This is a genomic window from Paenibacillus sp. Cedars (assembly GCF_003184205.1).
Taxonomy (GTDB): domain Bacteria; phylum Bacillota; class Bacilli; order Paenibacillales; family Paenibacillaceae; genus Paenibacillus_AQ; species Paenibacillus_AQ glucanolyticus.
On sequence record NZ_CP020866.1, the window covers coordinates 4,286,756 to 4,313,361 of the forward strand.

General features: G+C 49.6%; 22 protein-coding genes. 3 read left to right on the forward strand and 19 right to left on the reverse strand.

What is annotated here, in order from left to right; translation table 11 throughout:
- The first annotated feature begins 257 nt into the window (after positions 1–257).
- On the forward strand, positions 258–1,367 hold the full coding sequence (gene mnmA, locus B9D94_RS21495; protein WP_172963981.1) for a tRNA 2-thiouridine(34) synthase MnmA: 1,110 nt from the start codon (positions 258–260) through the stop codon (positions 1,365–1,367).
- Positions 1,368–1,455: 88 nt separating this feature from the next.
- On the opposite strand, the gene nrdG is transcribed toward mnmA, so the two are convergent.
- The 4 genes from nrdG to B9D94_RS21515 all read right to left on the reverse strand — a co-directional run bounded on the left by nrdG (position 1,456) and on the right by B9D94_RS21515 (position 6,362).
- Positions 1,456–1,959 (reverse strand): anaerobic ribonucleoside-triphosphate reductase activating protein, encoded by a 504-nt coding sequence (gene nrdG / locus B9D94_RS21500; protein ID WP_148247951.1) that lies wholly within the window; start codon positions 1,957–1,959, stop codon positions 1,456–1,458.
- Complete coding sequence (locus B9D94_RS21505; RefSeq protein WP_148247952.1) at positions 1,956–4,184, reverse strand: anaerobic ribonucleoside triphosphate reductase; 2,229 nt, start codon at positions 4,182–4,184, stop codon at positions 1,956–1,958. The genes nrdG and B9D94_RS21505 overlap by 4 nt, the downstream gene beginning before the upstream one ends.
- Before the next feature lie 279 nt (positions 4,185–4,463).
- Positions 4,464–5,000 carry a PCYCGC motif-containing (lipo)protein gene (locus B9D94_RS21510; RefSeq protein WP_063478882.1) on the reverse strand — a complete coding sequence of 179 codons (537 nt, stop codon included), beginning with the start codon at positions 4,998–5,000 and terminating at the stop codon, positions 4,464–4,466.
- Positions 5,001–5,054: 54 nt separating this feature from the next.
- Entirely contained in the window at positions 5,055–6,362 is a 1,308-nt protein-coding gene (locus tag B9D94_RS21515; protein WP_148247953.1) for a replication-associated recombination protein A, read from the reverse strand.
- Between the two features lie 242 nt (positions 6,363–6,604).
- Here B9D94_RS21515 and B9D94_RS31800 point away from each other — a divergent pair, with 242 nt between their 5' ends.
- Complete coding sequence (locus B9D94_RS31800; protein WP_255308661.1) at positions 6,605–6,736, forward strand: hypothetical protein; 132 nt, start codon at positions 6,605–6,607, stop codon at positions 6,734–6,736.
- A gap of 111 nt (positions 6,737–6,847) precedes the next feature.
- Here the strand turns inward: B9D94_RS31800 and B9D94_RS21520 are convergent, their stop codons facing one another.
- The 9 genes from B9D94_RS21520 to B9D94_RS21565 all read right to left on the reverse strand — a co-directional run bounded on the left by B9D94_RS21520 (position 6,848) and on the right by B9D94_RS21565 (position 18,138).
- The gene (locus B9D94_RS21520) at positions 6,848–9,025 is read right to left on the reverse strand and encodes a HelD family protein (protein ID WP_148247954.1); all 2,178 of its coding nucleotides are present in this window, start codon (positions 9,023–9,025) and stop codon (positions 6,848–6,850) included.
- Between the two features lie 255 nt (positions 9,026–9,280).
- Positions 9,281–10,036 carry a tRNA threonylcarbamoyladenosine dehydratase gene (locus B9D94_RS21525; protein WP_006208854.1) on the reverse strand — a complete coding sequence of 252 codons (756 nt, stop codon included), beginning with the start codon at positions 10,034–10,036 and terminating at the stop codon, positions 9,281–9,283.
- A 35-nt stretch (positions 10,037–10,071) separates the two neighbouring features.
- Positions 10,072–11,847: an aspartate--tRNA ligase gene (aspS, locus tag B9D94_RS21530; RefSeq protein ID WP_063478879.1), complete on the reverse strand. Its 1,776-nt coding sequence runs from the start codon at positions 11,845–11,847 to the stop codon at positions 10,072–10,074.
- Between the two features lie 47 nt (positions 11,848–11,894).
- Positions 11,895–13,148: a histidine--tRNA ligase gene (gene hisS, locus B9D94_RS21535; protein ID WP_148247955.1), complete on the reverse strand. Its 1,254-nt coding sequence runs from the start codon at positions 13,146–13,148 to the stop codon at positions 11,895–11,897.
- Between the two features lie 744 nt (positions 13,149–13,892).
- The gene (locus B9D94_RS21545) at positions 13,893–14,342 is read right to left on the reverse strand and encodes a hypothetical protein (RefSeq protein WP_006208852.1); all 450 of its coding nucleotides are present in this window, start codon (positions 14,340–14,342) and stop codon (positions 13,893–13,895) included.
- A 77-nt stretch (positions 14,343–14,419) separates the two neighbouring features.
- On the reverse strand, positions 14,420–14,926 hold the full coding sequence (locus tag B9D94_RS21550) for a type 1 glutamine amidotransferase domain-containing protein (protein WP_006208851.1): 507 nt from the start codon (positions 14,924–14,926) through the stop codon (positions 14,420–14,422).
- A 186-nt stretch (positions 14,927–15,112) separates the two neighbouring features.
- Positions 15,113–15,331 (reverse strand): hypothetical protein, encoded by a 219-nt coding sequence (locus tag B9D94_RS21555; protein WP_127502952.1) that lies wholly within the window; start codon positions 15,329–15,331, stop codon positions 15,113–15,115.
- 52 nt (positions 15,332–15,383) lie between these two features.
- Entirely contained in the window at positions 15,384–15,827 is a 444-nt protein-coding gene (gene dtd, locus B9D94_RS21560) for a D-aminoacyl-tRNA deacylase (protein WP_006208849.1), read from the reverse strand.
- Between the two features lie 133 nt (positions 15,828–15,960).
- Entirely contained in the window at positions 15,961–18,138 is a 2,178-nt protein-coding gene (locus B9D94_RS21565; RefSeq protein WP_006208848.1) for a RelA/SpoT family protein, read from the reverse strand.
- 302 nt (positions 18,139–18,440) lie between these two features.
- Between B9D94_RS21565 and uraA the strand changes: the two genes are divergently transcribed.
- Complete coding sequence (gene uraA, locus B9D94_RS21570; RefSeq protein ID WP_148247957.1) at positions 18,441–19,739, forward strand: uracil permease; 1,299 nt, start codon at positions 18,441–18,443, stop codon at positions 19,737–19,739.
- Positions 19,740–19,833: 94 nt separating this feature from the next.
- Here the strand turns inward: uraA and B9D94_RS21575 are convergent, their stop codons facing one another.
- The 6 genes from B9D94_RS21575 to B9D94_RS21600 form a co-directional block, all read right to left on the reverse strand.
- Positions 19,834–20,349: an adenine phosphoribosyltransferase gene (locus B9D94_RS21575; protein ID WP_006208846.1), complete on the reverse strand. Its 516-nt coding sequence runs from the start codon at positions 20,347–20,349 to the stop codon at positions 19,834–19,836.
- Between the two features lie 26 nt (positions 20,350–20,375).
- On the reverse strand, positions 20,376–22,778 hold the full coding sequence (gene recJ / locus B9D94_RS21580) for a single-stranded-DNA-specific exonuclease RecJ (protein WP_148247958.1): 2,403 nt from the start codon (positions 22,776–22,778) through the stop codon (positions 20,376–20,378).
- A 58-nt stretch (positions 22,779–22,836) separates the two neighbouring features.
- A complete protein-coding gene (locus B9D94_RS21585; RefSeq protein WP_063478875.1) occupies positions 22,837–23,802 on the reverse strand; it encodes a cation diffusion facilitator family transporter in 966 nt (321 codons plus the stop codon).
- A gap of 140 nt (positions 23,803–23,942) precedes the next feature.
- Positions 23,943–24,860 (reverse strand): protein translocase subunit SecF, encoded by a 918-nt coding sequence (gene secF, locus B9D94_RS21590; RefSeq protein WP_076153243.1) that lies wholly within the window; start codon positions 24,858–24,860, stop codon positions 23,943–23,945.
- Complete coding sequence (secD, locus tag B9D94_RS21595; protein WP_006208842.1) at positions 24,850–26,100, reverse strand: protein translocase subunit SecD; 1,251 nt, start codon at positions 26,098–26,100, stop codon at positions 24,850–24,852. The genes secF and secD overlap by 11 nt, the downstream gene beginning before the upstream one ends.
- 130 nt (positions 26,101–26,230) lie before the next feature.
- Positions 26,231–26,488 carry a post-transcriptional regulator gene (locus B9D94_RS21600; protein WP_006208841.1) on the reverse strand — a complete coding sequence of 86 codons (258 nt, stop codon included), beginning with the start codon at positions 26,486–26,488 and terminating at the stop codon, positions 26,231–26,233.
- Positions 26,489–26,606: the final 118 nt, after the last annotated feature.

Genomic DNA, 26,606 nt, shown 5'->3' on the forward strand with positions numbered 1-26,606 from the left:
TACATAAATTGTAGGTGGTTGGGTGAAGCGATCATACGGCTCGCACAGCGAAGGATACACCGAATTCTGTGTTTTTCTCCGTATTCCGATCATTACCCTCAGCTTATGGTAACATATCCTGAACCTCAATGGGTAATATTCCAGCTGGAAAACCAAAAAATGTTCACCCTGAGTGGACAAAATGAAGCGTGTGAACCTTGTTCCAATATGTTAAAATACGTCCATGGGCATAATTCAATATGAAAATGGTGATAACGATGGCAAATGAAAATCATAACACTCGTATCGTTGTCGGCATGTCAGGAGGAGTCGACTCCTCCGTAACAGCGCTCCTGCTCAAGCAGCAGGGCTATGAAGTGATCGGCATCTTTATGAAAAACTGGGATGACACCGATGAGCTTGGCTACTGCACAGCCGAAGCGGACGCTGAAGACGTGCGCCGCGTGTGCGAGCAGCTCGACATTCCCTACTATACCGTCAATTTCGAGAAGGAATACTTTGATAAAGTATTTTCCTATTTTCTTGATGAATATAAAGCCGGGAGAACACCGAACCCCGATGTCATGTGCAACCGTGAAATCAAATTCGGTGAATTTCTGAACAAGGCAATGGATCTGGGAGCCGATTATGTGGCCACCGGCCATTATGCCCGTGTCATCGAAGAAAACGGACAATACCGTTTGCTGCGCGGTGTCGACAGCAACAAGGATCAAACCTATTTTCTTAATGCACTGAGCCAGGAGCAGCTCTCCAGAGCGATGTTCCCCATCGGGCATCTGCCTAAGCCGGAAGTTCGCCGTCTCGCAGAGGAAGCAGGACTGTATACCGCCAAGAAAAAAGACAGCACCGGCGTCTGCTTCATCGGAGAACGGAATTTCAAAGAGTTTCTTGGACAATACCTCCCCGCTCAGTCCGGGGATATGGTCGACATTGTAACCGGCGAAGTGAAGGGCCGTCATGACGGTTTGATGTATTACACGCTGGGACAACGCCAGGGTCTGGGAATCGGCGGTTCCGGCAACGGAGAGCCGTGGTTTGTTGCCGATAAGGATTTGACTAACAATATTCTTTACGTAGTTCAAGGCGATCATCCGAGTTTGTATTCAACCGGACTCGCTGCCTCCGGAATCAACTGGATTGCAGGTCAAGACGCTATGCCCAAAGACGCCTACACCTGCACAGCCAAATTCCGTTACCGTCAGCCCGATCAGGAAGTAACCATAACCCCGCGCGAAGACGGAACCGTTCATGTTGCTTTTGCCAAGCCGCAAAAGGCAATCACGCCTGGACAAGCCGTCGTCTTCTATCAAGGGGATGAGTGCATCGGCGGTGGAACGATCGAAACGGCGGATAAAGTGCCTTATTGATCGGCTGGTTTAAACTTGAAGAGCACACACTTCACCCGGAAGGTTTCCGTTCCGAGAAGTGTGTGCTCTTATTTTATAGGAAGAAATATTATCGGAGAACCCATTCCACAACGGCTCCATGCTCCATGCTGGCCGCTACATCAATTAATCGCTGATTCGAGCTGCCTCTGAAAGGAAGGGAGACATCTCTCAGCTCCATTTGAAATTTGCCATCCACGATCACGTCGCACAGCAAAGCCAATTCACGCCGCTTCGGCTGCCTCATCAATGCTTCAAAGGTGAATCCCGTATAAGCCCATACATTTTTCCCGGGACACAGCTTCCTGAAGCTGTGCAGAACTGCACTGCATTCCTCCGGAGAGAAGAACGGATCCCCGCCACATAAGGTCAAGCCATCCAGCAATGGATTATCCAACACTTCTTGGAGTATTCTCATGGACATCGCTTCTGTAAACGGTTCCCCTGCTTCAAAATCCCAGGAAGCCGCATTAAAACATCCTTCGCAGGCATGACGGCACCCGCTGACAAAAAGAACGGCCCGAAGCCCGGCTCCTTCATTGATGCTCTCAGGCAAATATCCGCACACATTCACAGATGTTTCACCCGGTCCCTGACCTCAGCCTGCTTAGCGGAATTGAAGCGCTCGGTATAATTGCCGGTTAAATACCCCGTTACCCTGCGCAGCCGCTGGAAGTCCCCATCTGCTTCCGAAGCACCACACCCGGGACAAGCGCTCCCGATAATCCCCTCATAATTGCATGCGGGGCACCGATCGACAGGGTGATTAACAGAGAAATACCCGATATTCTGCTGCAAGGCAAACTGCACGACCTCCCGAAAAGCAGCCGTATTCTGTCTCGCATTCCCATCCAGCTCTACATACGAAATGGCTCCTGCATTACACAGCTCGTGAAAGGGTGCTTCCGAGCGGATTTTTCGATAGGCTGCCATCGGATGGTAAACCGGAATATGAAAGGAATTGGTGTAATACTCGCGATCGGTTACCCCCTTGATCACGCCGAAGGTATGGCGATCCAGCTTCGTGAATTTTCCGGATAACCCCTCTGCCGGTGTTGCAAACAAGGAGATGTTCAGATTGTATCTTTCACTGGCCTCATCGCAAAACTGCCGCATATGCCTTATGATCTCAAACCCCAGCCGGTGGCTGGTCTCATCCTCCCCGTGATGCTGTCCGGTTAACGCCTTCAGGCATTCAGCCAGCCCGATAAATCCAAGCGCAAGGGTGCCGTGTTTGATCAAATCCCGCACCTTGTCCTCCGGTGACAACACTTCGCCGCCTTCCCACACGCCTTCCCGCATCATAAAATCAGATGCTTTAGCCGGTTGATCCGCTTGCAGCTCATAACGATGAATCAGCCCCTCCACCGCAATGGCCATATAATGATCCAGCTGCTTGAAGAAGTGGGTCAGATCCGGTAAGTCCCGCTTCCCTTCGAGTATTCCATGCTCAATGCCAAGCCTGACCAGATTAATGGTGTTGAAGGACAAATTGCCTTTTCCACTCAGGCGATTTCGCCCAAAACGGTCTGCAATCGTCCTTGTTCGGCACCCCATGGTGGCAATGATTGTATCCGGATCGTCCGGGCTGTAGTAGGCAAGGTTAAACGATGCGTCCACATTGACAAAATTCGGGTACAGCCTGCGGCTGGAGCATTCTACAGCTTTCAGGAACAGGTCATAATTGGGATCTCCTTCCCTTTGATTGACCCCTTGCTTGCACTGAAATATATGCTGTGGAAAAATCGGCGTCTCTCCCCCGCCAAGTCCCCTCATCGTGGCGTCAAGCAGGGCATGGGACACCAGACGCCCTTCGGTGGACGTACACATGCCGTAGTTCAGCGAAGTGAAGGGAATCTGACCGCCTGCCCGGCTGCTCATCGTATTCAAATTATGGATCAAGGATTCCGCAGCCTGCTTCACTTCATTCACCGTCTCATTGTAGGCGTATCGGTAAGTTCGAGGGTATGTTTCCTTCAGCTGCTCATTGTCTATGTATAATTCAGTGTCCGGAAGAATACCTGCCGTCGATGTTCTCTGTGCTGCCTCCTCCAGATAGGCCACACCCTTGCGAAAATGCCGGCGAAAGGATTTACCGACATACGGTGCCAGATCCCAATCGATTTTACTGCCCGAAACACCGCCGAACTGACTGTTTTGCTGGGATTGAAAAATAATGGCTACCAGCGCCATTGCCGTCATAATACTCTGCGGCGGCCGGACGGATCCGTTTCCGGTATTAAAGCCCCGCTCCAAAAGACGATTGAATGGGATGAATATACAGTTCGTCGTTCCGAGCGCATACTGATCCAGATCATGCACATATACATAACCGTCCTTGACAGCTCTCATAAGCTCCGCCGGGAGAACGAAATGACTTGCCATCCACTTGGCATATTCGGAGCCAATACGGCTCATTTTTCCGCTGAAGGAATCCCCGTTCAGATTTGCATTCTCCCGCAGCAGATCGAGATTGGCTACCCCAATCACATCCCTGCTGATTTTGTACAGCTCCCCCCGGCGAACCCGCTCCAGGTCACGGATTTCCCTGTATTGCTGATAGGCCGCGGCTACCTCTGTATAACCGCTGCTCTGCAAATGTTCAACCACGATGTCCTGAATCTCCTCCACCGTCACCTGATCCATTCCCGCCGCTATATGGGCTGCCCGAACGCCAATCTCTAACGCAGCTTGCTCCCGGGAAGCACCCTCTACCGCTATAAATGCTTTATCCACCGCCTTCACAATCCGGCTCATCTCAAAATTCACCAGGCATCCGTCTCTCTTCATGACTTTCATGAATTTGGTCAACTCCTTATAGATAGATCAAGATCACTATCACACTATATATAGTTTCGTTAAACAAATTTACATCTATATATAGTTTGGCGCTGTGATATAGATCACGGTTCAGGAGAGAGTCATGCGGGGAAAATGACAAATGAGAAAGAAGACCGCCCAAATCCTGGGCAACCAGCTTGCCGAAGTAAATCCGGCGAACGAAAAAGATGCCACCTACGATTCATGAATCGCAAGCGGCATCTTCTGAATTTTCATTCCTTTCATTCCAGTAACCGATCAGCTTGCAGCTGGCGGCATTGGAGTTGGCGTCGGTTTGGCATAACCGGTGCTGTATTTCTCGTCGATGGCAGACCGGATATCCGTCAAACTCATGCCCTCGCTGCTCATTTTTGCAGATTCTACGGCGATGTCCAGGCACACTCCGCAGCGGGTACCATGATCATCCCATACCACGGTCCCATCCTCTTGAATCTCATCGATAAAACAGTTCAAGTTACTCTCATGACCGGCACTTTCCCCGCACCCGCAATAGCAAGGAATATATTTCAGCACATCACTCACTTGTGCAGACAGCGCATAAATCGTTTGAAGTTCGCTGGTCTGATTCTTCAAAAAATCAGGCAGCTCGTCAATGGAAGCCGTCGCCTCCTGAATATCCCCGTTCGTCAGCTGAGTCTGGTGCCCATGCTCATGCGCCGCTTCCGCAGCCTGCCCATTTGTGACCTGCTCCTGGACGCTTTTTCCCGAACAGCCGCTGAGCAATACACCAACAGACAGCAGCAGGATGACAAACCGTTGTTTCCCTGTTCTCATTACTCTTATCCTCCAATTAATTAGCGGTCGCAGGGCTGTTGCTCAGCCGTTCCGCTATTCTTCGCGTCGTAGTCTCTGATTGTGGGCGATCTTCGATTCGTTCCCCTGCTCGGTTGCCTGATAAAACACCCTGCGGGAGAGCTCCTTCGGTAAATAATCCTGCTTCACGTAATGGCCTGGATAATCATGCGGGTATTTGTAGCCGATATGTCCCAATTTCACGGCTCCCTGATAATGTGTATCACGCAGATGAAGCGGAACCTCTGCTGATTTCACCTCATCCATGGCCGACATGGCACGGGAGATGGCGGATACAACGCTGTCCGATTTCGGGCTCTCCACTGCAAACAGAATCGCCTGGGCGATATTCAGTTTCGCTTCCGGCCAACCGTTATTCCGGTACGCATCCAACGCACTTACCGCCTGCACCATCGCTTGCGGGTTGGCTAAGCCGATATCCTCACTGCTGGCGGCAATCAAACGCCGAATGAAAACCATCGGATCCATCCCGAGCTTTTCAACCGCGTACAAAAACCAGAACAGAGCCGCATCACTGGACCCCCGAATGCTCTTATGAAAGGCTGACAGCACATCATACTGTGTCGACTCATCGGCACGCACGATGGGCCTGCGAATCGATTCCTCCGCAACATCCAGCGTAATATGGATCGTACCGTTGGCATCCGGAGGCGTAGTCATGGCTGCCAGCTCCAGCGCATTCAGCGCGCGCCGGATATCGCCGTTCGCCATGGTTGCAATGTGATCCAGCGCTTCCTCTTCCGCTCTGAGATCCATAAATCCGAGGCCTTTGTCTTGATCTGCCAGAGCACGCTGCATTGCAATCATGGAATGCTCCTTGGTCAGCGGCTGAAGCTGGAATAAGGTCGATCGGCTCATCAAGGCCCCATTCACATAATGGAAGGGGTTCTCGGTCGTAGCACCGATAAATATAATCGTGCCGTTCTCAACGGCGGGCAGCAGCGCATCCTGCCTGGAACTGTTAAAGCGATGAACCTCATCCAGGAACAGTATCGTTTTGGTCCCATACAGACTGCGGTTGCTCTGAGCCTGCTCAATGACTTCCCTAACGTCCTTAACGGACGCCTCCACCGCATTAAGACGAACGAAATGTCCCTTGGTTTGCTGGGATATGATATGGGCGAGGGTTGTTTTGCCGCAACCCGGCGGGCCGTACAGCAATATGGAGGAAACCTGATCCGCCTCAATGGCTCTCCTAAGCAGCTTGCCCGGTCCGATAATATGTTCTTGTCCTATATATTCATCAAGAGACGAAGGGCGCATGCGATCGGCCAGCAGCCGGGAATCCCGGTCCCCTTCACGCCCGATACTGAATAAATCCATTGCTACACTTCCTTGTCTGATATCAATGCAATCCTAAGCCGGTTTCAATAAAATCCGTCACGCTCTATCATATCATATTCGATTTAACTGTGCCTGTGGAAGGCAATGACTTCATAATTTGTTGATCTGATAACACTGATGAATAACTGCTTGCTTTGACAAAAAGTCAAACTTTTATCTTTCTAAAGCGTTTAAGATTAAGCAACGTATGATTAGAATCAACCACGACCGGAGGATATGAAATGAACCGTAAACCTGTACGAAAGAAAATAACTCTGATCATCCTGCTGCTTGCCGCTTTCTCTATTCTCATCGTTTGGACTTTGATTCGATTTATCGATCAGTTGGGTTCCTCCTACCAAATGCTTGGATAAGCGCAGCAAAAAAGCCTCGTCGGGATGAGCACATGATGCATGCATGTATCACCCCAAAGAGGCTTTTTTTCTGTTAATTTCGATCACCTTAACATCCGTGATGTTACATCATTACTCCACAGGCCAACCATTGACAGTAATCTCCGACGTTTCCGTCATGACATAGGAAGGCAGCGGCTCTCCATGCAGCAGCCACAGCTCATGCAATGCCCGGGTGCAGCCCACATACATTAGCTTGGCATCCCAAGCTTTCTCCGCATAATGTGCCGCATCCGCATCCGCCACGACAACGGCATCAAACTCCAGCCCTTTGGACAAATACACAGGGAGAATGGAATAGCCGCCCTGATAGGTTCCTTTGTTGCCATCTATCAGGTTCAGGTCGGGCCAATCGGGACTTAATTGCTCATGTAAATCTTTCGCTTCCCGTAAGGTGCGGGTAAGTATCGCAACGGTCCGGTATTCTTTGGAGATGAGCGTATCCAATGCCCGTGCTAAGTCACCTGTTCTGGAGTCCTTGGAATCATATGGTATAAGACGGACGGCATCGCCGCTTCGGAATACGGGTACAGCCAGCAGGTCACTGCTGACCCCCTTCTCCAGAATGTCGTTAGCAAATTCAATAATCTCCATCGTGGAACGATAGCTGCGCGTCAGAGCAAAGTAAGCCGTCTCCTCTTCCTTGAAGAGGGAGCTCATCTCTTCCCAAGCATGAACGCCACGATACGCATGGATACCTTGCGATAAATCACCTAATATCGTGAAAGAATGTCCTCTCACGAACAGGTCCAGCACGGCTACCTGAAATGGAGAGAAATCCTGCGCTTCATCAATCACGATATGGTCAAACCGCTGATCCCCGGAAATATCATTCAGCAGGCAGTGGAAATACAGCAGTGCCGGGAGATCCTCTTCCCGGATCACGTTTTTCTTCAAATCTTTGCGCGTTGCAGCAAGCACGCCAGACGGGATAAGGGCCGACAGCTCTTCAAACCACGTACCGGCCGCTTTAGCCGCACCGAACAATTGTTTATATAATGAAACCGGCTCGAACTTCGGCCATCGATTGCCATAAGCCTTTTCGCGTTGAGCCGCCCTTTTCTTCCGTTCTTTCATCACGGCTGCCGAAGGGGACTTCTTCAGCTCCATTTCTACCCAGCGGTGTAATCTTGCCAGCAGCCGTTCCTTGCGCTTCGCTAACGGATAAGGCTTATATTCCTGGTAGAACCATTCAGCTATCGTCTCCTGTTTTAAAACGGCTCCATCCCATGGGGAGAAATCGTCAACAGGGAGCGCCTCGGTTTCTAACGATTCCACACAGCGTCGGATAAGCTCCATTAGCCTTAGTGAACCTTTGTAGCGGCCGCTGACATTGTCATCAATGTCCGGCGTTCCCTGCCCTGGTTCTGTCTCAAACCATTGATTCAGCGTCTGCGCATGATCTTCCGAGGAGAGCTGAATATCCAGTAACTCCGAAGCCCAGTCGCCGAATGTACGCTGCTGAATGTCGCCAACCCCAAGCTCAGGCAGCACATCGGATATGTAATCCAGGAACATCAGGTTCGGCGCAAAAATAATCATTTTCTCCGCAGTAACCTGCTCCTTGTACTGATAGAGCAAATAAGCCAATCGGTGCAGCGCTACCGTTGTCTTGCCGCTTCCCGCAACCCCTTGGATAATGAGGGCGGTGTTTTTCGCTGCCCGGATGATTTTGTCCTGCTCGGCCTGTATCGTAGATACGATATCCCGAAGCCGGTTGTCCTTGTTTTCCCCGAGACGGTAGACCAGGAACTCATCGGATACAGCGGGTCCGCCGCTATCCCGATTGTACGTGTCGGAGACCCGCTCCAGGATCTGCTTACGGATTACAACGTTGCGTTTCAGATACACAAGACCTTCGATGATTCCTTCGGGTGCTTCGAATGATGCTGGATCGGCACCGCCCGTAAACGAATAAAAAAGACTCGCGACAGGAGCGCGCCAGTCAATCACCATCGGATGATCCCCGGCATCTGCTTTATCGAAGCCTATCTTCCCAATGTAGAGCGGTTTCTTCGCTCCGTTTCCGTTTTCTTGAAAATCCAGCCTTCCGAAGTAAGGCTCCGGCAAACTTTTGGCGAGGGCTTGCCGTTTCTCTTCCCGTCCTGCTTCGAGCACCTGCTCCGTAAAATCATGACCCGTGTATACGGGAATGCCGCGCAAACGCTCAAGTTGACGGTCAATCTCGACAATAACCTCGTTTAGCCTTGACTCTTCTTCTTGATAGGCACTTTGAAAAGATTCTGACACTTTCAGTTACCTCCTAAGAAACATATTATTTTCGCATCGGAATTCTGGCTTTATAACTGACCGCGACACAAAAGGAGTTTCATTGTAGCACAACTTGCCTGGATATACTAGCACAGCTCTGCCGCATGAATTACGCAGTGCTTGTTCAGCTACATAAGCATTCCTTCAATCGCAGCAAAAGACGCAGCATCCCCTGTTCGGATACTGCGTCTTTATATATTTTTAAATTTTTGCGGCTGTTGCTAAAAGCCTCGTTTACAAGGATACGCCGCCTTTTTCGAGCAGCTCTTTCACGGTTACGCTAACCATGATCAGACCGGCTACAGGAGGAACAAACGCATTGCTTGCCGGTGGCTGCTTGGCCTTCCGAATCTCGGGTGCATTCTCGGGCACAATCTTCTCCGTAACGTCCTTACGGGGTTTCATGGGCTCCTCTAGAGAGAATACCACCTTGACCCCTTTTTTGATGCCGTCTTTACGCAGCTTCGTGCGCACGATTCGAGCAATCGGGTCCATGGAAGTTTTGGATATATCAGCTACCTGGAACTTCGTTGGGTCCATTTTGTTGGCTGCACCCATACTGGAGATGATCGGAATGCCGCGCCGCAGGCACTCCTTAATCAGATGCACTTTATAAATAATCGTGTCCGAAGCATCGATCACATAATCCAGCTCATACTTGAACAGCTCTTCATACGTCTCTTCGGTGTAGAACATGTTCAGCGCAATCGCTTCACACTCCGGATTGATCAGTTTAACCCGATCCACCATCAGATCGGCTTTCTTCTGACCCACCGTTGTGGTTAACGCATGGATCTGACGATTGATATTGGTGATGTCCACCACATCTTTATCGATCAGAATGATGCGGCCAACCCCGGTACGGGCAAGGGCTTCCACCGCGATGGAACCTACGCCGCCAATACCGAGCACAGCCACCGTACTGTTCTTCATCACTTCAAGGCCCTCAGGGCCGATGGCTAATTCCGTTCGGGAAAATTGATGCAGCATAATTCAAGCAACCTCCTTTATCGAGAACACCTGGCTTATTTCTCGTCGCCCGGCTTCTTGGCAAGTTTGATATGCAGCTGCTCCAGCTGTCCACCGTCCACTTGGGAAGGAGCATCCATCAACAGATCCGTTGCGCTGGCCGTTTTCGGGAATGCAATCGTTTCACGCAGGTTGGTGCGCCCTGCAAGGAGCATGACCAAACGGTCAAAACCGAAGGCGATTCCGCCATGCGGAGGCGTACCGTATTCAAACGCGTCCAGCAGGAAGCCGAACTTCTCATGAGCCTCTTCCGGCGACAGTCCGAGTGCGGCGAACATTTTTTCCTGAATCTCTCGCTGATAGATCCGCATAGAACCGCCACCGACTTCATACCCGTTCAACACGATATCATAGGCTTCCGCGCGTACGGCAAGCGGGTCCGTGTCCAGCAGCTCCAGATCTTCGTGTTTTGGACGGGTGAACGGATGATGCTCGGCTACATAACGCTTCGCGTCTTCGTCATAGCTGAGCAGCGGGAAGTCCAGCACCCAAGCAAATTTGTATTCGTTATCGTCAATCAAACCAAGCTGACGTCCGATTTTCAGACGGAGTGCACCGAGAACATCCGCAACCACTTTTTTGTTGTCAGCGGAGAACAGCAGCAAGTCACCATCTTCGGCTCCCGTACGTTCTCTTACGGCTTCAATCTCCTCTTCGCTGAAGAACTTCACGATAGGCCCTTTGAATTCGCCTTCCTTCACTTGAATCCATGCAAGACCCTTCGCTCCGTAACGGGCGGCATACGGTCCCAGATCGTCAATCTCTTTACGGGTCCAAGTACCGCAGCCCTTAGCGTTCAAACACTTCACTTCGCCGCCCTTTTCGATGACGGAAGAGAATACTTTTACACCGCTGCTTGCTACGATATCGTTCATTTCGATCAATTCCAGACCGAAGCGAAGATCCGGCTTATCCGAGCCGTATTTGCTCATGGCTTCAGCATGACTGATACGCTGGAACGGCGTTGCAAGCTCGACACCTACGGTTTCTTTGAACAGCTTCACCATCAGCTGCTCCATCATGGTCAGCAGATCATCACGTTCCAGGAAGGACGTCTCAATGTCGACCTGGGTGAACTCCGGCTGACGGTCAGCCCGCAAGTCTTCGTCACGGAAGCAGCGCGCAATTTGGTAATAGCGCTCAATTCCGCTCACCATGAGGAGCTGCTTGTAAATTTGCGGGGATTGCGGAAGCGCAAAGAATTCGCCTGAATGTACGCGGCTTGGCACAAGATAGTCACGTGCGCCTTCCGGCGTGCTCTTTGTCAGAATAGGTGTTTCCACATCCACGAAGCCTTCCCCGTCAAGGAAGTCACGGAAAATTTTTGACGCTTTCGAGCGCAGCATCAGCGTTTTCTGCATCTCCGGACGACGCAGGTCCAGATAACGGTATTTCAGGCGAAGCTGCTCATCTACCTCCACACCGTCCTCGATAAAGAACGGAGGTGTTTTTGCTGCGTTCAGCACTTCGATGTTAGTCACTTGAACTTCAATCTCGCCTGTTGGCAGATTCGGGTTGAACGTTTCAGGATCACGCTTTACGACTTTACCGGATACAGCCAGTACAAACTCGCTGCGAACTTTGTCGGCAACTGCCAAAGCTTCGCCTGAGAAATCCGGATTGAATACAATCTGCATAATGCCGCTGCGATCACGAAGATCGATGAACAGCACTCCACCCAAGTCACGGCGGGTTTGTACCCAGCCGTTCAGTGTTACATTTTCTCCAATGTGCGCGGTTGTCAGGTGACCGCATTGATGCGTCCTTTTCATCGGTTATCATTCCCCTTTAGTATAATTAAGTCGCTAAATCACGACGATTAAACGAACTCTTGAACCAGACTATCCAATTTCACGATGCGCTGCTCGCCGGTTTCCATCGACTTCAGAGCGATTTCTCCGCGCGCCAGTTCATCATCGCCCAAAATAGCAGCATACCTGGCTTGCAGACGGTCAGCGGATTTCATCTGGGCTTTCATTTTGCGGCCGAGATAATCCCGCTCCGCAGATACGCCCTTGCTGCGCAGCTCGTAGATCAATTTTGCCACTTCCCGCTCAGCCGCTTCGCCCAGTGCCACCAGGTAGACATCCAGCGGCTTCGCAGCCGACAGGTTGACGCCTTGATGCTCCAGGATCAATAGAATCCGCTCAAGACCAATCCCGAACCCGATACCCGGCTGATCCGGTCCACCGATCTGATCGACCAGTCCATTAAACCGTCCGCCTCCGCCTACCGTGTCAATTGCGCCGATCCCCTGTGCTTTGAATTCAAATGCGGTGTGCGTATAATAGTCCAATCCCCGAACGAGTCTTGGATTGATCTCATACTCAATGCCCATGGCATCCAGATATCCTTTTACTTTCTCGAAGTGTGTGCTGCAATCCTCATCAAGGCTATCCAGGATCGAAGGAGCATCATCGAACTTCCCTTGATCCTTCTTGCAATCCAGCACACGCAGCGGATTGCGCTCCATTCGAGATTGGCAGTCCGAGCACAGGCTGTCTTTCATCGGCTCCAGGAAGGCCAGAAGTGTGTTTCGGTAAGCCGCCCGAACCTCTGGCGTACCTACAGAGTTAATCTCCGCTTTAACTCCGTTAAGCCCAAGCTCCTTGTAGAAGCTGTATCCGAGTGCAATAACTTCGGCGTCAATGGCCGGTTCCGCAGTCCCGAACACCTCTACCCCGAACTGATGAAATTGACGGTACCTGCCAGCCTGCGGCCGCTCATAACGAAACATCGGCCCGATGTAGTACAATTTGGATACGTCAGGTTCGCCGTACAGCTTGTTTTGCACATAAGCCCGAACGACGCCAGCTGTTCCCTCAGGACGCAGAGTCATGCTGCGATCGCCTTTATCCTTGAATGTGTACATTTCCTTCTCCACGATATCGGTGGTTTCACCTACCCCGCGTTTGAACAGTTCGGTCTGCTCAAACATCGGCGTGCGAATTTCATGGTAATTGTATCTCCGGCACAGATCCCGTGCCTTCTCCTCGATAAACTGCCATTTCTCGACGGCTCCAGGAAGTATGTCCTGCGTGCCAGTCGGCTTTTCAAATTTCTCGTTTGCCATCTTCATCCCTCCACGTCCTTTGACATCTTCACGACTGAACATGTCCATGCCTTGATCTGTGTTATAAAACCAAAAAAATCTCCCGCCCCGCTGTCCTAAGACAACAGGGACGAGAGATGTTCATGACGATATCACCCGTGGTACCACCCACATTCCGGATATGACACGCATTAGGGCGTGTTCAAGCATCCGCTTCATCCGTTTAACGCCCGGCCGCGCAGTTCGGCTACTGTCTATCCCACCGGTTACCCGGTGCTTGCTTCGCCGTCTGTTCTCGGGGAGGTCATTCGTCCACTCATCAAGCGAATCCTTACAGCCAGGGGATTCTTCTCTGGTCTTGTGGGGATGGAGTACTTGTTCCCGTCATGAAATCCGTTATTCATAAAATATAGTATACCCAAAACATTATATTTTTAGATTCTAATGAACCGCCGCACTAAAGTCAAGAAACTTTGTAGAATTTACCCGAAAAAAGAAAAAAACCTACAAACCACTGTTGTAGGTCCAAAACATATATTATATAAAAAAGGGGGTCATGCTGTTATTATAAACAGCGAATATTAAAGGAACATTGAACAAACATTACAGTTATATTACAAGCGAGAAAGCGCTTTTATTGAAACGGCTTCAAAGGGGCTGCTCCAATGACGGAACAGCCCCTTTACGTTAATGGGATATGCCTTCTTCGCTTGCTGCAATCATTATCATCCAATAGGACTGCAATGCCAGGCTATCCTTTATTATTTAGTCAAAACGCTCCACGTAAGCGTTATTTGCCCGCAGATCATGCACAATCTGATCGTAATCCTCGTCCCTTACTTTAACGGACAATACGTATCTCAGATCATCATAGTCGCGGTCCGTCACATCCGCCTCGCGCCAGCCGTCTCCGTTCATATCATCGCTGTCAGGCCGATCCTCTGCCCGGTCGCGGCTTGCTTCCCGCGAGCCCACAATGACGCCTGGAGCGCCTACTACTCCGCCGGGTGCACCCATCGTCGTGGCACCCGCAGTTGCTCCGCCTGTGCCTGAATTACCCCAAGGCACGAGCGGGACAAGAATATTCCCTCCCCCTCGAACCGAATCCTGCAGCTGTCCTACCTCAAGCTGCTCGGTGCCGTAGGTCAACAGTGTCGTCCTTGCGCCCTCGGCGTCGTCTTCCGTTCTGAAATAGGCTTGAATTTGTCTAGACATGTCCATTCCTCCTTTTTATCAACCAACTTGTTTGAAAGAGCGGTATAACATAGACAACCCATACAGCTATTTTTCCGTTACAGTGCCTTTAGCAGCTCACGCACGAAGGCTGGCTCGTCTTTCGGCGTTCGGGAAGTAATGAAGTTTCGATCTACGACCACTTCTTCATCCTTAAAGGTTGCGCCAGCGTTCACCATATCGTCCTGAAGCGGAGGATAGGAAGTGATGGTGCGTCCCTTCAGCAGATCGGCACTTGCGAGAATTTGCGGCCCATGGCATATCGAAGCAATCGGTTTGCCTGACTTGTCCGCTGATGTGACGAACTGCAATATATGGGAATCCAGACGTAAATTTTCCGGAGAAGATCCACCTGGAATAACCACCGCATCATAATCGTTTATATTGACGTCGGCAATGGCCTTATCCGTTGTATAGGAGGCCTTGCCCTGTTTGCCCTTTACCTCTTGTCCTTGTTTCAATCCAATGATATCTGCTTGATGTCCCGCTTCCTTCACGGCATCATAAGGAGTCTTCATCTCGGAATCTTCGAATTGGTCAGCTAGTAGAAATGCAATTTTACTCATCTGGCATATCTCCCTTCATGATTGTCCTCGATTTGTTATTACCCTGTAATGTCTTTTTTATAACAGTGGAATTATTGAAGCGGGTAAGGGGGTGCCTTTTTAGAAGGGAACAGAAAAAGCCCGAGTTTATCTCACCCAGGCTCTGCTTATCAATGCAATATCATCCTTATTCACTGCGGCTATATTCTAGGATCTCGGCAGCTGTTTCCGAATATTTCCCTTAATGTTTCTTTCCTGTGCCGGTTCCTCTGAAACAGCAACCATGCGTTCCATGCTGGCTGCTTCCCTTATGTCTCCTGAACCGACCAACACAGGCAAACTGCTCCATATCGAGAATTTGGGGGATTGACGCATAGGCAGCATGACTCCTTTTCCAAAGAGAATAATGGACCTGCGATTACTCACACAGGATGCCCCATCTCTCTGATATCATGCATTTGCATATGCGATTCTAGATTTATGACTTGCTGTCGATAATCAGCGTGACGGGTCCCCAATTGGTCAGCGACACATCCATCATCGCTCCGAACACCCCTGTCTCAACCTGCAATCCCTTCGCCGAGAGCTCACGATTAAAGAACTCGTACAAGGCATTGGCTTCATCCGGCTTTGCCGCAGCCATAAAGTTTGGTCGTTTTCCCTTCCGGGTATCGCCATATAGAGTGAATTGGGAGACAGAGAGAATGGCTCCGCCAACGTCCTGAACACTGAAATTCATCTTTCCGTCCTCATCCTCAAAAATCCGCAGCCCTGCCACCTTGTCGGCAAGATATTTGGCATCCTTCTCTTCATCGCCGTGGGTCACACCCACAAGCACCATCAAGCCGGCTCCAATCTTGCCAACAACTTCATTGTCGACCGTCACTTGTGCATGCTTGCATCGTTGAATAACAACTTTCATATCGGAATATCTCCTTATCTCCATATAATAAAACGGCCTGTCTCCCGCAGGATAACAGACCGCATTCATATAATAATCCGTGCTGTCATGAGGCCCGGGCCCCCTTAACAGAACGACCATGCCAACATTCCAATCACTGCATGATTCGATGAACGGTATATACATCCTTTACCCGCTTGATCCGTTCCACAACGGATTGGAGGTGATCCGTATTGCGTATTAAAATCGTCATGTGGATCATCGCCATCTTATTCTTGTCGGATCGACCGGTTACGGCAGATATATTCGTCTTGCTCTCTGACACGGCCTGGAGGACCTCGTTCAGCAATCCGTTACGATCGTGACCGGTCACTTCGATATCGACGCTGTAATTAGCCTCAATGGTCGATTCCCATTCAACCTCAATCACACGTGCGGCATCTTCGCCTTCATCCGTAGTTGGCAGGTTCGGACAGTCCGATCGGTGAACCGATACCCCGCGTCCCCGGGTAACATAACCGACAATGTCGTCTCCCGGGACAGGATTACAGCATCTCGCAAATCGCACAAGCAGGTTGTCTATGCCCCTCACCCGTACCCCGTTGGTCGGACGGCTGCGTTTCTCTGCCGGCTTGATCTCCTTCATCTCAGAAGTCAATTCAAGCTGATTCGCTTCCTCCTGCTCCTTGCGGAGCTTCTCGGTCACTTTGGTGCATATCTGCGCGGCGGTGATACCCCCAAAGCCAACGGCCGACAACATATCCTCGATATCATTAAAAGCAAACTTCTTGGCCGCTTCCATTAATTTATCATCGGTCATCCATTCGGATACCTCAAGACCCAGACGCTTGATCTCGCGCTCCAGCATCTCGCGTCCCTTCTCCACGTTCTCTTCCCGCTTCTCTTTCTTAAACCACTGCTTGATTTTGCTGCGGGCGTGAGAGGATTGGGCAATCTTCAACCAGTCTTGACTCGGGCCGTACGAATGCTTCGAGGTCAAAATCTCCACGATATCGCCGGTCTTAAGCTGATAGTCCAGCGGAACGATCCTTCCGTTAACCTTGGCACCGATGGTGCGGTTTCCTACTTCCGTATGAATCCGGTAGGCAAAATCAAGCGGTACGGAGCCTGAAGGCAGCTCGATGACCTCGCCTTTCGGTGTAAATACAAAAACCAAATCAGAGAAAAAGTCCATTTTCAAAGATTCTACAAACTCTGAGGCATCCTTCGTTTCATGCTGCAGCTCCAATATTTCACGGAAGAACGTCATCTTGTTGTCGAAGCTGCCTCCGTTGCCTCCTGAGCCTTCCTTGTAGGCCCAGTGTGCCGCGATACCGAACTCTGCCGTACGATGCATCTCCCAGGTGCGGATTTGAACCTCTGTCGGCTCCCCGTTCGGTCCAACCACGGTCGTGTGGAGGGATTGATACATATTTGTTTTTGGCATGGCGATATAATCTTTGAAGCGGCCAGGCATCGGCTTCCAGAGGGTGTGAATGATGCCGAGCGTAGCATAACAATCCTTGATGTTGTCCACAATAATGCGGATTGCAAGGAGATCGTAGATTTCGTTGAATTGCTTGTTCTTTACGGTCATTTTCTTAAACACGCTGTAGATATGCTTGGGTCTGCCGGACAGGTCGGCTTGAATGCCCATTTCATCCAGCTTCTCCCGGATACAGACAATGACGTTGTCGATGTACTGCTCCCGTTCAGCCCGCTTCTTGTGCATTAAATTCGCAATGCGGTAATACTGCTGCGGATTCAAGTAACGAAGCGCGATGTCCTCCATTTCCCACTTGATCGCGGAAATACCGAGACGATGGGCAATCGGGCAGAAGATCTCTAGTGTTTCATAGGAAATGCGACGCTGGCTTTCCTCGGACTGGTACTTAAGAGTGCGCATATTATGAAGACGGTCCGCCAGCTTAATCACGATCACCCGGATATCCCGTGCCATCGCGATAAACATTTTACGATAATTTTCGTTTTGCTGCTCTTCCTTGGACCGGAATTGGATACGTTCTAATTTAGTCAACCCATCCACCAGCATTGCACACGTATCCCCGAAGCGCTCGCGAATCTGCTCAAGTGATACAGTTGTATCCTCAACGACATCATGAAGCAGTGCAGCAATAATAGACAACGTGTCCACCTGCATGTTCACCACGATGTCTGCAACCGCAAGCGGATGAAGAATATAAGGTTCTCCCGATTTCCGCACTTGTCCGTGGTGGGCTTGCTCCGCAAATACATACGCTTCCTCAATGCGGAGAAGATCGGGTTCTTTTATATAGGCGCTGGCCTTTTCGAGTAATCGCTCTATGCCCATTTTGGAGTCCTTCTCTTCCCTTTCTATATAAAATGGAACCCGCCCTTGTCAAAACGTGCAGGTTCCCTCGTGATTGTTTTCCTATCATTATGACGCTTGTGGCGTTATACGTCAACACATGCAGCATCCTGACACTTATAGTATGCCCGTTTCCGGCGCGGAGACATCAAAACTTGACATGAATTGGATATTTTGACGAACTGTAAAAATTATTGTTGAAAAAACGAACGATTGTATTTAATCTATTAAAGATCGTACGCGAACGGTCCTATATTTAAAGTCCTATAGAGGAGTGAAATGGTTTGCAACGTGAAATTCAAGTAGATGAGAAACTTCCGTTTGGTCCAGGCTTCCTTCTGAGTCTGCAGCATTTGTTTGCCATGTTCGGAAGCACGGTGCTTGTACCGAACATATTCGGCGTGGACCCCGGCATGATCCTGCTGATGAACGGTATTGGTACACTGCTCTACATTTTCTTATGTAAAGGAAAAATCCCGGCCTACCTCGGCTCCAGCTTTGCGTTTATCTCGCCGGTTCTGATCGTACTGGCCGGTGACCCGGAAGCCAACTATGGCAAAGCATTGGGAGCCTTCATCGTCACGGGGATCATCTTCTGTCTTGTGGCTCTCATCGTTAAATATGCAGGAACCAAATGGATCGACTTCGTATTTCCGCCTGCGGTTATGGGTGCCATTATCGCGATGATCGGACTTGAGCTTGTTCCTGTTGCTGCTGGCATGGCCGGCTTTTTGCCGGAAGAGGGACAGGGCATTGATCCTAAAATCATTACCATCTCGCTCGTTACGCTCGGCGTCACGGTATTCGGTTCCATCCTGTTCCGCGGCTTCTCCAAAATCATTCACATCCTGATCGGAATCGTAGTCGGGTATGCACTCTCCTTCGTTCTTGGAGTGGTAGACACAGAGAAAATTGCGAATGCAACCTTCTTGTCAGCACCGCAGCTGACCACACCGGTGTTCGATAACGGAGCGATCTGGACCATCATTCCGGTTGCGATCGTTGTTATCGTTGAGCATATTGGCCACTTGCTCGTAACCAGCAATATTGTGGGCAAAGACCTCTCTAAAGATCCCGGCCTTCATCGTTCACTGCTTGGCAACGGTATATCCACTATCCTGTCCGGGTTTGTAGGCTCAACACCGAATACCACCTACGGTGAAAATATTGGTGTCATGGCGCTTACAAAGGTATACTCAATATTCGTGATTGCCGGAGCAGCCGTTATTGCGATCATACTCTCCTTCTCCGGAACGTTCTCTGCCGTTGTAGCGAACATTCCTACACCCGTAATGGGCGGCGTATCCCTGTTGCTGTTCGGAGTTATTGCAGCTTCCGGTCTTCGAATCTTCGTTGAGCAAAAGGTCGATTTCTCCAAAGCAAGCAACATGATTCTGGCTACACTGGTGTTGGTAACGGGAATTAGCGGCGTAACTTTGAAGATCAATACCGTCGAGCTGAAGGGTATGGCCCTGGCTACCATCGTGGGTGTCATTATGGCTCTGCTCTTTAAAGTATTCGAAATTACCGGTCTCTCCAATGAAAAAAATGATGGACCGATCGTGGAGAAAACACCAGATTGATTTCATCATAACTGGATCTCAAATCAAAAAACGCCCTGAGCTTATAGCTCAGGGCGTTAATATTTCCCGGGAAAATCAGGAAGATCTTTGTCGTTTACTCGTATTTCATGAGTGTAAATACATCGATTCCATCCAGCTTCGAACGGCCATTCAAATCGGCAAGTTCGATCATGAAGGCAGCTCCAACCACATTGCCGCCCAATTGACGGATGAGGTTAATTGAAGTTGCAATGGTCCCGCCAGTTGCAAGTAGATCATCCGCAATCAGAACATTTTGCCCCTTCTCGATGGCATCGGTATGCATCGCCAAGCGATCTTTTCCATACTCGAGGTCATATCCCACTTCAATCGTTTCGTATGGAAGCTTTCCGCTTTTGCGAATGGGAGCGAATCCGACTCCAAGGGCATACGCCAGCGGTGCACCCACGACAAATCCGCGAGCTTCGGGACCAGCTATCACATCGATCTTAAGATCGGACACCATGACCTTCAATTCTTCGATGGATTTGCGATATGCCTCACCGTTCTTCAGCAGTGTGGTAATATCTTTGAAGCTGATCCCCGCCTGCGGAAAATCGGGAATGACACGAATATAATCTTTAAAATCCAAAATAATCTCCTCCTGTATGGTTGCGGCTAAGATACACCTTTTGTGCGGGACATCATCCACTGGGTTAATTGTTCGGTACCGGCATGAAGCAGATGCTGCTCCATATCCGCCAAATCGCTTAATTCCCTGAAGTGACGGGAAGCATCCAGCGGTTTTTTCTCCGGCTTCGGTATAAAAGTAATTTGTCCCTCGACACGCTGAATGAACGCCAATTCTTCAAACACGTCCAGCACTTTGACTAACATGCGTGGAGACAAGGAAGCCTGCTGCTGCAGACGCGCAACAACCTCGTTCTCCGGCAGGGGTCTGGACGTCATTCCAGCGAGTGAAACGTACAGCTTTTTAAACTGTTCCCGGTCCGGAATTAGCAATCGTTCACGCTGACTCCGGGTCGGATGTAACATGAATATATTGGGAACGGAATGGAAGGCTGACATGAACCCATCCAGCTGTTCAGCCGTCTCCGGTACGTCCAGTACGAACAAAACGGAAATGTCTTCTTGATTGTGGTTCTCAGCAATTTCATTATCCGGCAAGACGCCAGCATTCCTATCATATACCCAAAGGCACATATCATACAATTGGGTTTTTATTTCCGGGTGTGAATCTTTTGCATATACCACTGCCGAACGGGCAGCCGGACAACGGAGATGCGGTTCCAGATCCGCTCTCCACCTCTGAATTTCTTTCAAAGGCTCTTGGATTCCCCGATAATCAAATACCTGCTGATAGGAGGCGCGAATGTCCTGAATCATCAGCTGCACCTTGCGGCTGCCGTTCCATTCATTCACGGAGAGCTCTCCCAACACGTCCACGATAGTGCCTACGGGCAAAATATCGGCAAGATGCCCCCATCCAAATGAGATGGCATCCATCACTTCCCGCTTCTGCTGGATACGAAGCTTCAGGTGTTTTCCTTCCTTGCCGATTTTCCGAACATCCTTAATGACAACATCACGAAAGACAATCTTGGGTACAGCATTCGCCATCCCAAATGGTCCTAACTGTTCGATTTGCTCCAAAACAGGCACAGATATCTCCGACATGCTGGCTTCGAGGTCTGCATCACATACGGCAATGAGATGCTCTGCATCAAGTGCTTCTTCTGCATATACATGAAGTCCCCGTTCAAACTCCTCCAAGCGGTCCCGCTGGAGGCTCATGCCGGCAGCAGAATGATGACCGCCAAAATGGTCCATCACGTCCCGACAGGAGTGTAAAGCCGCATAGATATCGAATCCTGGAATCGAACGGGCAGAGCCTTTGCAATTCCCCGTATCGGGGTCAATCCCGAGTATGACAACAGGTCTGTAAAATCGCTCCAATATTTTGGAAGCCACAATTCCAACAACACCAACATTCCAGCCTTCACCGGCCAGCACGATGACGGGAGGAATCTCCCGCCCTCCCCAGCGGGTCTGCACCATTCCAAGGGCTTCCTCAACAATGGTCTCAACCACTTGCTGCCGTTCCTTGTTCAGTCCATCCAGCTCCCAGGCTAAACGCTCCGCTTCTTCCCTGTGCTCTGTTGTAAGGAGCGTAACCGCACGACCTGCATGATCGAGGCGGCCGCTGGCATTAATTCGTGGTGCCATAGAAAAAGCCACGTTTACTGCGGTTACCTGCTCCACGTGAACCCCCGATACCTCGAGCAAACATCGAATGCCTTCATAACGAGTGTTCCGCATCGATTCAATTCCGTGCTTCACCAGCACCCGATTCTCTCCAGTGAGCGGCATCAAATCAGCTATCGTCCCGATGGAAACGATCTGGAGCCATTCCTCAGGCGGCTCCCCCACAAGAGCCTGAGCCAGCTTGTACGCCACGCCTACGCCCGCCAAACCCTTAAAAGGATAAGGACATGTGGGAAGCTTCGGGTTGATCAGTGCATAAGCCTCAGGCAGCGTCTCAGGCGGCTCATGATGGTCTGTGACAATCACGTCGATGCCCAAGCTGTTCGCGTACGCAATTTGCTCGACTGCACTAATTCCCGTATCTACGGTAATCACCAAACTGACCCCTTGTTGATGGGCCCAATCCAGTGCATGATTATGTAAACCATAACCTTCATTGGAACGATGAGGTATATAAATATCATAGGATGCGCCCAAATGACGCATCAGATGAATCATCAACGATGTGCTGGATACTCCATCTGCATCGTAATCGCCATAGATCAGAATATGCTCACGATCCTCCAGCGCTTTGCGTATTCGCGGTACTGCCTCTTGCATTCCCTGCATGAGATAAGGATCATGCGTCAGCTCAAAGGTACCATGTAGAAATCTGTGTCCATCCTCGGCCGATTGTATCCCCCGCGAAGCCATAAGTGAAGCCACAATGGGCGATAACGACAGGTCCTGAGCCAGCCTATCGGTGATTGATGACTCTGCCGGGTGTATTCGCCATTCGTATTTGGAATACAGCACAGGGACTCACCTTCCTTTTCCTGCCTTTTTCCTGCTGTCTTAGCCTGTAACTCATCCGTTACTGCGTCAGTGTCGGCATATCATTGTCCATCAAGTCATAATTCGATTTATACGGATAACCCGGTTCATAGGGAACTACGGCAACCTTGGCATCCGTAACCTGAATGAAGCGATGGGTTAAAAGCTTTCGGATCCGCTCGGCAATTTCCTGTGCCTCCAATACGGAAGTACGCGGATTCACGGTGATTTTCACCTCGATGTTCACATGGCGAAACTGTCCGTATTCCTGAACTTTCAGTTCCGTGACCGTTATGACACCGTGCACACGCTGAATCGTATCCATAAACTCCGCTTCATGCTCATGTCGCTTCTCTTCTAAAAGCGTTCCATAAACGGAATGAACGATCAGTATATACCCTTTTCTCACTACGAGACAAGACACAATAAGAGCTGCAATCGAGTCCATGTATACCAGCGGAGCCCATTCGAAATAAAAGCCTCCCATGGAAAGAGACACCCCGACCAAGACCGTAAGAGAAGAATATAGTGCGAATCGGTGGTCAGCGGACAGCATCGCGTGCCTTGGATCATTGTTTCTTTTGATCTGCCGGTATTGGTACTGAAATACGGCTTCATTTACTGCCAGTGAGACAAGGACTGCGATTATTGCGCCTTTGGTTGGCGGCTGGAGGTTGCCTGATGCCATGTGCTGAATGGCTGAAATAGCAATTTGGATGCCGCCCATAATAAACAATACGGCAAACAAGATCGAAATTACTGGCTCCGCCGTTTCAGGTGCATCCCGTTTGCTCCGAATGGAACTCTTATAGCCAAAGATTCCTGTGCTTGGCATCCGGTTCACCAATAAAGTTACTGCGTTCGCCGCAGAGTGCATAGCATCTCCGATTAGAGCCTTGCTGCCGGATAAATAACCGACAATGCCTTTGCACAATGCCAATGCAAAATCAGTTACAATGCCTGTCCAGACGACAGTTTCCGTATGATTCAATCGTTCATTGTTCACTTGAGGCCCCCCTCAATCGTGTCCAGTCAATCCTGCACATGATCATGCTGTTAACTTTAGAAAGCCGCGTCGCCTACGACGCGGCTTTCACTTGTATAGGATCTCTGCTGTCTAGATTGCAACGCCATCAGCCCATTGGATTAAATTTCAATTTTATCTTTGTTTGGTTTAGGTGCATTCGGTTTATTGCTGACATTACGTTTTTTAAGCACAAGCCACAACGGACTCGCAATAAAGATCGAAGAATACGCACCGAAAGCCAAACCGATACAAATCGCCAGCGAGAACATCTGAATCGACTCACCGCCAAGCAAGAGCATGAAGAACGCAGCGATGAATACGGACAAAGCCGTATAAATCGAACGACCGAGCGTCTGGTGCAAACTTTTGTTTACGAGATCATTTAGATCCGATGATCTTTTAATCTTGGCAAACCTTAAGTTTTCCCGTATCCGGTCAAAGATAACAATCGTATCGTTAATCGAATAACCGATGATTGTCAGAACGGCAATGATGAACGTTAAATCCACTTCCAACCCGAGAATCGAGAAAATACTGATAACCACAAATGCATCATGCAGGAGCGCTACAATCGCTGCAATCGCAAACCGCCATTCAAAGCGAATGCTGACATAGATGATAATCCCGATACATGAGAGAAGTACGGCATATATTGCGTTCCGTCCAAGCTCCTTGGCCATCTCGGGGTCAACCGTATTGATCTCGAATGTTGCCGTGTCATCCAGCTTCTCGATGCCGGATCTCAGCTTCAAATCCTGATCCTCGGTGAGTACCTGGCTGAACCGGATGTTCACACGATCATTACCCGGCGTAACACTTGCATCTTCACCGATCCCTGCTTCTGCTAGCACGGATTCAATCTGCTCCGTTGTCAACGGTTTGGAGAGTGAGATATCCACGTTGGAGCCTGATTGGAAGTCAACCCCGTAGTTAAGCCCTCGAGTCAGGAGAAATACCAACCCCAGAATCGTAATAGCTATGGATAGTATATAGAAAAATCTGCTTTTGCTTACGAAATCGTATTTCTTAAAGCTCACGAATGTCACGCTCCTTTACGCCATAATGGCTCGGTTTGCGGGCCCAACCAATATTCACAAGCAGATTGAGCAAGAAACGGGAGAAATAAACGTTCGTGGCAATACTTACGATAATCTCCAAGATCAATACGAGCGCAAAACCTTTAACCGCACCGGTACCAAACCCGAACATCACAGCGGCAACAAGAATCGTTGTCAAGTTAGAGTCCATAATTGCCCGCAGGGACGACTTACCGCCCGATTTCACTGCGGATGGCACACTCTTACCTGTCTTGATCTCTTCCCGAATACGTTCATAGGTAATGATGTTGGCATCAACGGCCATACCAATACCAAGTATGAATGCCGCGATACCTGGAAGCGTCAAGGTAAAGTCAGCCCATACGAAAATAAGAATCAGCAGCCATGTATGCAAAATGAGTGCAAAACTTGCAAGCAAACCTGGTACACGATATCTAATGATCATGAATAACAGAATCGCAGCAGACGCTATAAGACCTGCTTGCAGCGTTTTAGTAAGAGACTGCATACCGAGTGTTGCCCCTACGCTCTGGGAGTATTTCTCTACCAGTTTCAGTGGCAAAGCACCGAGATTAATCGTATCCCGGATCTGTTTTGCTTCATCTAGGGAGTAATTCCCTGTAATTTGCGCAGTGCCGTCTGTCAATACAGCTCGTACCGTCGGAGCCGACAGAAGTTGGTCATCCATGAAGATAGCGAGCTCTTGACCAAGAAGACGTTCTGTAATTTCAGCGAACTTCCCTTTGTCCTTCACTTTAATATCTATCATAGGCTGATTAAGCGTGTCATAGGCAACCGATGCGCCATTCTCGACAAAATCGTCGCCGCGGAGCTCTATTTTACAAAACTCCTCGCCTTCTTTACAGCCGTCATTGCTTCGGAATGTGAGGTTTGCAGGTTCTTTCATTGTTTTTCGAACTTCGGCCTCATCCGTTACGCCCGCCACTTTCAGGCGAATCCGGTTTGTCCCTTCCGGCGTAACCTCCGGCTCTGACGTTCCCATCGCATCAGCGCGCTTTTGCAAGCTCTTCGCTGTTTCCTGCAGTGCTTCTTTTGTGACTTGCTGACCTTCCATTAATGGCTCGGCTTCATAAAGGATTTCAAATCCACCCTTTAGATCCAAACCAAGACGGACCTCTTTCAACAAGCCTGGAGTTGTAACGGCCATTAAAATAGTGATCACGAGCACGGTTCCAACGAAACTGATAATTCTCTTCATGCCGTCCCTTGTTCCCCCTTTTTACTCAATATTCCTATTATAGCGATGTCATAAAACCCAGTCAATTTATCAAAATTTGTCGGGCTTATGGATGAACCCTTATTCCGCAAGGCAAAAGGGACCTCTCCGATTAATCGAAAGAAGATCCCTTATATGCTGATATTGTCATATAGTTCATTAATGCTGTTGCCTTCAAGGACAGAATGTCGTTGACCAGTTTGTGGAGGGATGGGACGCCTTCCTTCTCATACTTGCTGCTGACACAGTTCCAAATATCATCGCTGGTCACATATTCGTACCCGATCAGATGCATTTCTTCAACTTTGCTCAAGCATACCATCTCAATGGTGCTCATCAATTCTTCCTCGCTCATTTGCTCGAGTTCCATGCATATGGCCTCCTCACTGACTCCCTGTTGTCCCTAAAATACATTCGACATCCTACTTTGCTTTCCTTCTATTCCTACCATGTCCTGAAAAAAAAGTAAAGTCATCAGATGGGACAGG